We start from the raw sequence: 9,725 nt of genomic DNA on the forward strand, positions 1-9,725 counted from the left end.
CGGCCCCGGCGCGGTCTACCTGGTGAGCGATGAGGTGGAGGCGGCGCACCGGCGGGTGGTCGCGGCCAGGGGGAAGGTGCGGGCGGTCCGGAGCCCGGCGTTCACGGGGCCGGGCGCGCGGCACCCGGCCGGTGGTGCGGGCCCGCCCCGCGCGGGGCGGGGCGGGCCGCTCGCCGTCGGACTCAGCCGGCGGTGAGCTCCGCCATCCAGCGCTCGACATCCTCGGAACGGCGCGGCAGCATGCCGGAGAGGTTCCGGCAGCCGTCCTCGGTGACGATGAAGTCGTCCTCGATGCGCACGCCGATGCCGCGGTACTCCTCGGGCACGGTCAGGTCGTCGGCCTGGAAGTACAGGCCCGGCTCCACCGTCAGGCACATGCCCGGCTCCAGCGTGCCGTCGGCGTAGCTCTCCCGGCGGGCGGTGGCGCAGTCGTGGACGTCCAGGCCCAGCATGTGACCGGTGCCGTGGAGCGTCCAGCGGCGCTGCAGACCGAGCTCCAGCACCCGCTCGACCGGGCCCTCGACCAGGCCCCACTCGACCAGCCGCTCGGTCAGCACGCGCTGCGCGGCCTGGTGGAAGTCGCGGTACTTGGCGCCCGGGCGCACGGCGGCGATGCCGGCCTCCTGCGCGTCGTACACGGCGTCGTAGATCTTCCGCTGCAGCTCGGTGAACCGGCCGTTCACCGGGAGCGTCCGGGTGACGTCCGCCGTGTACAGCTCGCGGGTCTCGACGCCGGCGTCGAGCAGCAGCAGGTCACCGTCGTTGACGGAACCGTCGTTGCGCACCCAGTGCAGGGTCGTCGCGTTCGGCCCGGAGGCGCAGATCGAGCCGTAGCCCACGTCGTTGCCCTCGACCCGCGCCCGCAGGAAGAACGTGCCCTCGATGTACCGCTCCGAGGTGGCCTGGGCCCGGTCGAGGACCTTCACCACGTCCTCGAAGCCGCGGGCGGTCGCCTCGCAGGCGAAGGTCAGCTCGGCGATCTCGAACGCGTCCTTGACCAGCCGCATCTCCGACAGGAACGTCTGGAGCTCCGCGTCCCGCTCGGCGGTGACCTTGTCGGTGAGCGCGGCCTCCACGGTGGTGTCGTAGGAGCGCACGACGCGGACCGGCCCGCGGGCCTCGGCCAGCAGGGCGGGAACCGTGCGGACGTCGGCGCACGGCATCCCGTAGCGGCGCTCGGCCTCGGTGAGGCTCTGGCGGCGGCCGACCCACAGCTCGCCCTGGGCGGAGAGCCAGAACTCGCCGTTCTCCCGGTCGGAGCGGGGCAGCAGGTACAGCGTGGCGTCGTGGCCGTCGTCGGTCGGCTCCAGCACCAGCACGCCGTTCTCGGTCTGGTCGCCGGTCAGGTACGCGTACTCGACGGAGGCGCGGAACGGGTACTCGGTGTCGTTGGACCGCGTCTTCAGCCGCCCGGCGGGGACCACCAGCCGCTCGCCCGGGAACCGCGCCGACAGGGCGGCGCGACGGCGCGCGGTGTGCTCGGCCTGGGCGATGGGCTCCAGGTCGGTCCGCTCGGTGTCCGCCCAGCCGGACTTCATGTTCTCCGCGAGTTCGTCGGAGACCTTCGGCGCGAGTCCGTTCTTGCGCGGCTTCGGCTCTGCCGGCTTCTCCGCCGCGGTGCCCTCCGGGCTGTCGGCGGTCTCCGGGCGCTGCTCATCGGCCACGTCTGTGCTCCCTCGCTCGCGATGTGGGCAGGTCGGCGGCGATACGACCGGACCTCTGCCCATCGTATGCGCGGCGGTAAGGCGTGCGACAGGGCCATGCTGCTGAGCCCGCCGCCGCCCCCTGGCGGCGCCCCGCGCCGCCGGGAGGGCACCGCGCGACCCCGGCCCCCTCGCCGGGGCCCCTCGCCGCGGACCCCGGCCCCCGGGGTCGCTCCTTACGGTCACGCGGGAAGCCGCCGCCGTCCGGCCGGGCGCGCCAAGGTCTCACACCCGCTCTCAGCCCCGCGCGTCGAAGCGGGCGGCCACCAGCACGGTCTCCCGCGGCTCGGGACCCGCCGCCGGTCCGCGGCCCGCGGCCGCCGTGGCACCGGCCGGCACCAGCTCCCCCCGGACGTGCTCGGCCAGCGCGCCGGGCTCGCGGCGGAGCTCCGCCGGTGCCTGCGCGACCACGTCGTACAGCCGGGAGAACGCCAGGTCCAGCGGCTCGCCGGTGGCGTGGAGCAGCCCCTCGTTGTAGAGCAGGAGCGTTTCACCAGGCGCGAGTTCCAGTTCGACACTGGGGGCCTCCCAGCACGACAGCATCGCCAGCGGCGCCGACAGCGTCGTCTCCGCGAACTCCACCCGGTCCCGGCCGACCACGAGCGGCGGGGGGTGCCCCGCGGAGGCGAGCACCACGCGTCGCGTCGCCGGTTCCGCGTAGCCGTAGAGCGCCGTGGCGCACCGGGCGGACTCCGTCACCCGCAGCAGCAGCTCCAGATCGGAGAGGACGGCGACCGGGTCCTCGCCCTCCATCACGGCGTACGCCCGGAGCCCCGCGAGCAGCCGCCCCATCGCCGCGGTGGTCGCCGGTCCGCTGCCGCTGACGGTGCCGACGGCGAGCCCCAGCGCGTCGTCCGGCAGCCGCAGCGCGTCGAAGAAGACCCCGCCACCCGCGGCCGCGCCGCCGTGGCGCACGGCGAGCGTCGCCCCGGGCACCACGGGCAGCCGCCGCCCCAGCAGCCCCTGGTGGAGTTCGCGAGCGTCGTGCCGCGCGCGGTCCAGTTCGATGCGGTTGGCGATGTGCTGCCCCGCCTGACGGAGGTACAGCCCCAGCAGGTGACGGCGGCGCTCGTCCGGACGCGCCGGCTCGTCGTAGAACCACACCGCCGCGCCCAACCGGCCGCCGTCGCCGTCCGCCAGCGGCTGCGCGTAGCTGGCGGCGCATCCCAGCCGCGCGGCGACCTCGCGGTGCCGGGGGTGGAGTTCGGTGTCACCCGCGATGTCGTCGCAGGCGATCTCACCCGGGCACGCGTCGGCCACCGCGTCCAACAGCCGGGAGTGCGACGCGGATTCGCGGGGGACCGTCTCCAGGTCGCCCAGGTCCGCGGGATCGAGGCCCAGCCCGACGAGCCGGTCGTGCCCGCCGCTGTCGGGGGGTCGCAGCGCGATCAGACCGCGCCGGGCGCCCGCCAGCGACGCCCCGGCGCGCAGCGTCTCGTGCAGCGCCTCCTCGACGGTGCGGGTCCGCGGCAGACGCTCGCTCAGGTCGTGCAGGGTCGTCAGATCGGAGATCCAGGAGGCCATCCGGTCCTGCATGGCACCGGCCGCACCGGCGGCGCCGGCCAGGCCCCGCAGGCCCCGCGCGGTGGTCGCCGATCGCCCCGGGGCGGGGGCGCTCAGGGTGAGCGGGGGATGAATTCCGGTCACGTTCGGCAGGGATGAGCTACTCATCAGCATCGACTTCCGCCGTGTCTTGTCCTCGCAAGGGCACCGCAAACCCCCAGGTCGTGCAGGCCACGGTGGGAACGTTCCACATGTACACGCACGAATGGAGCGATGTCCAGCATTGTCCGATTGGCCTCGATGGTGGCCAGCTCCGGAGCGGCGGCACCGACGACAGGCCGCATCCGCACGATAAATGGCAGAAAAGCCCCTCACGCGCGACCCGCGTCCCCTTCTCGCCCCGACACGGCGAGCCCGCCGCGTCACCCCCGTGCGCCGCAGGTGGCGGCAGTGACGGACGGCGCGCGACCGGGGCGCGACCGGCGCATCGGACCCGGCCGGGCGCACGGCGACCGCGCGCGGCACGCGGCCACCCCGTCGCGGCCCCTCACGGCCGCCGCCCCCGACAGATGTCCGGAACATCCCGTACGCGCACCTGATGTCACCCGTCGCACGACTCGCCGGAAGCGTCGACTCCCCCGCAGCGGCAGCGGTGGACGGCGGGGCGACGCTCCGCCGGTGCATGTGCACGGGCACCCCGCGTCGTGCGATAGCGTCCCCGGACACGACGCCCCGGCCGGGCCCACCATCACGGCCGGTGGCGCGGTGATGCGCGCCGACCACGCGCAGCCCGCGCCGGGCCATCCCCACCGGGTGGTTCGCCGGTCCCTTCCGGGCGCCGGCCGGTACCGTCGGAATCATGAACCGCGAGCGGGACCACCAGCGCGGGAACGGCCGGAGCCGGAACCGCGACAGCGGACGGCGGCGAAACGCCACCGTCCGCCAGGTGTCCGCCAGGCCCGGCGCCCCGCAAGCTGGGAGCCGTGTCGCCGTTGATGGTGATGACCGAGTTCGGTGTTCCACGTGATGGTGTCCGCCCAGCCCTGCGCCGGTCCGGCAGGGTGCGAGGGAAAGGAACGAACGCTGATGCGTGAGATCCGCGGAAAGCAGCACAGAGGAGAGCAGCACCGCGCCCGCTGTACGCCACGCGCCGCCGCGCTGGACTACGCGCGTCGAGGCTGGCCCGTCCTGCCCGGTGTCGGAACCGGCCTCGACGGCCGCTGCCTGTGCGGGCAGTCCGGCTGCCCGGCGCCGGTGGTCCACCCGGGGACCCCGGAACTACTCGCGGCCACCGCCGACCCCTCGATGATCCAGTGGTGGTGGGAGGCACGGCCGGCCGCACCCGTCCTGCTCGCGACCGGCGGTGCCGCGCCGTGCGCGCTCAGCCTGCCGCTCGCCACGGGGCGCCGCGCCCTGCGGACGCTCGACCGCCTGGGGCCGCGCACCGGCCCCGTACTCGCCACCCCCGACCGGCTGACGCTGCTGGTCGCGCCGTACACCCTCGCCGAACTGGGCGAGACGCTGTGCGACCTGCTCGACGAGCAGGTCGCCGACGCACCGGCCGCCGAGGGCGGCACCCCCGGCCGGCTCCCGGCCTCGCTCCGGTTCCACGGCCCGGGCGGCTATGTGACGCTGCCTCCGTCGTGGACGGGGGCCGGCCGCGCCGGCTGGCTGCGGGCGCCCGGCCCGGCGCAGCGGCCGCACCGGCTGCCCGCTGCCGAGCACGTGCTCCAGGCGCTGGTGGCCGCCGAGCGCCTGGCCCCCGGGGGCCGCAGCAGCGGTCGCCAGGCCTGACCGGGCGGGCCCGGTCGGGCCTCCCGCCGCACCGCCTGAGGGCCCGGCCCCGTCCCCGCGACGGAGCCGGGCCCGTCCAGCGCGGTGGGTGTGCCGTGCGCCGCCGTTCGGATCGCGTCGCGTTCCCCGCGGCGCCCGGAGGGGCCCCAGGACCCCGAACGCGAGGAACTCACCCGAACGGATGAATCGACTGCGCCGACTTTCTCACCCCTGCGGGTCACATCTGTTCGACGACGGGGCTGACAGCCGCTACGCCCCGGAATGAACGACACGGTCCCGGTATCGTCGGCTGGTCCGAGAGCGACCCGCGACAGCAGGACGGTGGGCCCCCGTGCACGAGTCGACGTCCCGTTCCGCAGAACTGCGCACCACCGCGGTGGCCAGCGCCGTCGCGCTCGCCCTCGCCCTGCCGCTCGCGTTCGCCACGAGCGGCACCCAGCCCGGCGCCCCCTCTCGTGCCGCACCTCCGACCGCGACCGACGTGGAGCCGGACACCGGGCCGGACACCGGCGAGAGCACCCGCGGCGAGGGCCACGGCGCCGCCGGGACGGCCGAGACCGACTGCGGCCCGGCCATCAGCGCGCCGGAGGGCGTCGAGGCGCGCACCTGCCTGGTCACCGAGGGCGCGGACACCTGGGCCCGCGTCTACTACCGCAACGGCTCGGGGGAGCCGCTGCGGGGCGGACTGACGGTGCACGACCCCGCCGGCGGCACGGTGGAGGTGCGGTGCGAGGTACCGGCCACAGCGGCGCGCGGGGTCTGCGAGACACCGCGGGTGCCGACGGTCGACGACTCGGCGGTGTCCTTCTACTCCGCGACGGCCGAGTTGGCGGCACCCGGCGCGGAGGGGGACCCGCTGCGCGCGGCCGCACCGCGCTCCTGACGCCGCCGGAGAAGGGCGGGTGCCGGCCCTCGCCGGGAGACCGACCCGACGCCGACCCGTCGCCGGGACGTCCGGCTGGGCGTGTCCCGAACTGCCGCCGCGAACGCGCCGCGAGCCGCGGACGGCCACCGACCAGGACAGGTGACCAGGTCAGATGCCCCACAGGGGTCGGCAGCACCCCGAAGTGTTCCCGGACGCAGAAGAACCCGGTCGCTGGAGACGGGGGATGCACCAGCGACCGGGCTCACTGAGACGGTAACAACTCCTGTGAGTTTCGCAAATCCCGCGACGCAGGAAAGGGCCCTCCCGCCCCGCGAACCCGGCCCGTTGTGACCGGAATCACTGCTCGGAGCGGCCGATTCACCCCTGTGGACGACGCAATGAAAATGCAAATGCCTTTAGTTCAGGGTGACCTGACGACTCGTGAGGCCGCTGCGCGCGCTGCGCTCGGCGGCGGTCAGCGGCTCGGTCGCCGCCAGCGCCTCCGCCAGCCGCTCCGCGAACTCGGCGGCGGGCTTCTCGCAGTCGGCGGCGGTCATGGACGACGGCAGGTCCCACACCGGGACGGTCAGCCCGTGCGCGCGGAACGACCCCACCAGCCGGGTCCCCTCCCCCAGGTCGGAGCGGCCCACTGCGTGCAGCCGCGCCAGTGCGTCGATCAGCTGCTCCTCGGGGTGCGGCATCACCCACCGGAGGTGGTTCTTCTCCGGCACCTCGCACCAGTAGGCGCTGTCGACCCCGGCGAGCCGGACGGTGGGGATGACGGCCTCGTTGGCCCGCTCCAGTGACGCGGCGACCTGGGGCGACGACTCGTCGGCAGCCTCGACCCAGAACTCGAACCCGCTGTGGACCACCGGCTCGAAGTCGGCGCCGGTGTCCAGCACGTCCTGGAGGCGCGGCCCGTCGGGGCCGGGGCGGCCGGCGGCGACGGGGTTCCCGGGCTCGGCCTCCAGCGCGCGCAGCAGCACGTCGGCGAGGTCGCGGCTCAGGTCACCGGTCGCGGTGTCGTTCTGCAGCGCGACGAGGACGCTGCCGTCCTGCCGGCGGAGGGCCGGCCAGGCCAGGGGCAGCACGGTCGCCAGCGTCACCGAGGGGACGCCCTCGGGCAGCCCGTCCCGCAGCGACAGCTCCACCGTCGCGGCCGGGACCAGCTCCCGCAGCGCGACCCAGTCGCCCTCTCCGGGCAGGCCCTCGAACGGGCGGCGGACCAACTCGGTGGTCGCCTGGGACGCGGCGCGGCCGTGGCACGCCTTGTAGCGGCGCTGCGAGCCGCAGGGACAGGGCTCGCGGGCGCCGACGACGGGCACCTCCCCGTCGATGAGCTGCGGCTTGGTGGCCTTGGTCTGGGGGCGGCGCTTCTTGGCCATGCGAGTGCGGCTCTCCTGCTCGGGGACGGTGACGGCCGCTTCCGGCGCGTCGGACGGTAGGGGGACTGTAATTGCTCGGCCCGCGCGGGGGCGGGCCCGGGCGCCCGGACGCCCGGCGGCACGGGGGGGGAGACCGACGGCGGCCACGGCCGGCGCCGCAGGGACGGCAGCCGGTCCTCCCGGCGCGCGACGCCCCGACGCGAGGGCGGCGGCTCTGGGCGCGGGCGCCGTGCGGGGGCCCCGCCGGGCGCGTCCGTCGGGACGTTCACCGGCGACGGTCGACGGGGGCGGGCGGACCCGTGCCCGGTACACGCGCGCAACGCGCCGGAGAGCACAGAGCCGAGAGCGAAGGACCACCGACCACCGCAGCGGCGGTGGCCGCTCAGCGGTGCGGCGTCGCGCACAGCGGCACCGGCCCCGCGCGCCTCGTCGGCGCCGGGGGCCGTACCGCGTGGAACAGCGCCGGTCGGGCGGGCGCGGCGTCGACGGCCTCAGGCCGGCTGCTCGCCGCCCAGCACCGCCCAGACGGTCACCGGGCCGGGGAACGACTCGGCCCGAACGCCCCAGTCGCGCGCCAGGGAGCGGATGATGGCGAGACCTCGCCCGCCCCGCGCCGTGACCGAGGGCGTGGCCGGGGCCGGCAGTGTCGGACCACCGCCGTCGGTGACGGAGATCCGCACCTCACCCTGGTCGTTCTGCTCCCAGCTCGCATGGACCTCCTGGTGTGCCAGTGCCCGCGCGTGGCGGCACGAGTTGCTGAGGAGTTCCGAGAGCACGAGCGCCGCGTCGTCTATCACCGACTCGGCGGCTCCGCCGTCCCGTAGATCGCGGCAGAGCCGCCGTCGTGCCGCACCGACCCCGGACGGTCCATGGGGAACCGACATGGTCGATGTTGTCGTCGCCTGCTGCGTAGCCACCAACGTCACCCCCGAGACCTCCTTTGCCTGACGCCAAAGGTTCGATGCCCGGTAGCCTCCGGCCGGAAACCGTCGCTCAGTGATGCGTTGATGAGTTCGTGAGGAACGAATACGAGGCGAACGCATTGCGACACAAGCGGTAAATCATACCGAGTATTTGCTCACGCAAGTCTGCGAAGATGATCACGGACCGTGCGGGGGCGATTGGTGATCACCGCGTCTACCCCGAGACGGGCGCACAACTCCACGTCCGCCGGGTCGTCCACCGTCCAGACGTGCACCGGATGCCCGGCCCGCTGCGCCCGGGCGACGTAGCCGGGGTCGCGCCGCAGCACCCGAATACTGGGGCCTGCCACGTCCGCACCGACGGGCAGGCTGCCGTCCCGGTGGCGGGGCAGCAGGAACCGCATGAGCTGGACCGTCCCCAGCGCGGGTTCGGCGGCGCGCACCCGCTGCAGCGAGCGGGCGGAGAAACTCATCACCCGCACCGGTCCGGGTACCGGGTGTGCGGCGAGCACCTCCAGCAACCGGGCCTCCACCCGGCCCGCCCACCGCGTCGGGTGCTTGGTCTCGATCGCCAGCCCCACCGGCCGCTCGGTTTCGGCCACCAGCATCAGCAGCCGCTCCAGCGTCAACACCCTGGTGCGCTCCTGCTCCGGGGCGTCCACCTCGCGCCGGTCCGGCCGTTCCTCGTCCCCGGCCTGCGCCTTCCAGGAGCCGAAGTCCAGTTCATGAAGGTCCGCCAACTCGAGGGAGGAGACGGCACCCCGCCCGTTGGAGGTCCGGTTGACGCGCCGGTCGTGCACACACACCAGATGGCCGTCGGCCGTCATCCGCACATCGCACTCCAGCGCGTCCGCGCCGTCCGCGATGGCCTGCCGGTAAGCGGTGAGGGTGTGTTCGGGGGCGTCCTCGGAGGCCCCGCGGTGGGCGATCACAGCGATGTCGGCGGTCATCCGCGTATCGTCGCACCGCCCCCCGGTGGCGGTCTCGGGCCGGTCCCCCACCGACGCGCGCCGCCGGCGGCACCGGCCGACGTCCCCGCCGACGCCCCCGCGGACCCGGGGGCGCACCGTGCCTCCCTCCGCGCCTGCCGCACGCTCCGTCCACCGCGTAGGGGTGCGCGCGGCGGGTACGCGCCCCCTCGCAGGAAACGCTCCGGCCCCGCCGGGCCGGTCGGCAACAGGGGCGCCCCGACGGGGGCGGTCCCGAGCCGCGCGGGACTTACCTCCGGCTGACACGCGGTGGGCAAGACTGTGCGGGACAAGCCTGGACCGGGGCGTCCGTCCCCACCCTGTCGTGCACCTGAGGAGAAAGCTGTGACCAGCGAAAACATGAGCGCAGGCACACCGGGCCCCAACGACCCGACCCACCGGACACCGCCGCCTCCCACCACGCCCCCGCAGCAGAGCGACCTCCCGCCGCGACCGGCTGCGGCGCCCGGCACCCCTCCCCCGGCGGCTCCGCCCTCCTCCCCCCCTCAGGCACCCCCCGCGGCCGCACCGGGCGCCGGCGCCGCCGGACCGGTCGACCCCACCGGCCCCCGGCAGGCCGAGGC

7 protein-coding genes and 2 pseudogenes are annotated in these 9,725 nt (G+C 75.2%); 4 read left to right on the forward strand and 5 right to left on the reverse strand.

Annotation, left to right across the window (positions count from 1 at the left end; translation table 11 throughout):
• Positions 1–196, forward strand: a pseudogene (locus HCN52_RS24840) (hypothetical protein); the annotation flags it as partial.
• Here the strand turns inward: HCN52_RS24840 and HCN52_RS17530 are convergent.
• Entirely contained in the window at positions 183–1,664 is a 1,482-nt protein-coding gene (locus tag HCN52_RS17530; protein ID WP_312876750.1) for an aminopeptidase P family protein, read from the reverse strand. The pseudogene HCN52_RS24840 and the gene HCN52_RS17530 sit on opposite strands and share 14 nt — an antisense overlap.
• A gap of 276 nt (positions 1,665–1,940) precedes the next feature.
• Complete coding sequence (locus HCN52_RS17535) at positions 1,941–3,374, reverse strand: PP2C family protein-serine/threonine phosphatase (RefSeq protein WP_168089397.1); 1,434 nt, start codon at positions 3,372–3,374, stop codon at positions 1,941–1,943.
• A gap of 918 nt (positions 3,375–4,292) precedes the next feature.
• On the opposite strand from HCN52_RS17535, the gene HCN52_RS17540 reads away from it, so the two are divergent.
• Both HCN52_RS17540 and HCN52_RS17545 read left to right on the forward strand, forming a co-directional pair.
• Complete coding sequence (locus tag HCN52_RS17540) at positions 4,293–5,000, forward strand: bifunctional DNA primase/polymerase (RefSeq protein ID WP_168089398.1); 708 nt, start codon at positions 4,293–4,295, stop codon at positions 4,998–5,000.
• Between the two features lie 331 nt (positions 5,001–5,331).
• Positions 5,332–5,883, forward strand: a complete 552-nt coding sequence (locus tag HCN52_RS17545; protein WP_168089399.1) for a hypothetical protein — start codon at positions 5,332–5,334, stop codon at positions 5,881–5,883.
• 398 nt (positions 5,884–6,281) lie between these two features.
• Here HCN52_RS17545 and HCN52_RS17550 read toward each other — a convergent pair whose 3' ends face one another.
• The 3 genes from HCN52_RS17550 to HCN52_RS17560 form a co-directional block, all read right to left on the reverse strand.
• A complete protein-coding gene (locus HCN52_RS17550; RefSeq protein ID WP_168089400.1) occupies positions 6,282–7,250 on the reverse strand; it encodes a DUF5926 family protein in 969 nt (322 codons plus the stop codon).
• A 491-nt stretch (positions 7,251–7,741) separates the two neighbouring features.
• Positions 7,742–8,134: an ATP-binding protein gene (locus tag HCN52_RS17555; protein WP_312876751.1), complete on the reverse strand. Its 393-nt coding sequence runs from the start codon at positions 8,132–8,134 to the stop codon at positions 7,742–7,744.
• Between the two features lie 194 nt (positions 8,135–8,328).
• Positions 8,329–9,123: a glycerophosphodiester phosphodiesterase gene (locus HCN52_RS17560; protein ID WP_168089402.1), complete on the reverse strand. Its 795-nt coding sequence runs from the start codon at positions 9,121–9,123 to the stop codon at positions 8,329–8,331.
• A gap of 363 nt (positions 9,124–9,486) precedes the next feature.
• Here HCN52_RS17560 and HCN52_RS24845 point away from each other — a divergent pair.
• Positions 9,487–9,725: pseudogene (locus tag HCN52_RS24845) on the forward strand (hypothetical protein); the annotation flags it as partial.

The organism is Streptomyces bohaiensis, from assembly GCF_012033785.1.
Classification (GTDB): Bacteria; Actinomycetota; Actinomycetes; order Streptomycetales; family Streptomycetaceae; genus Streptomyces; species Streptomyces bohaiensis.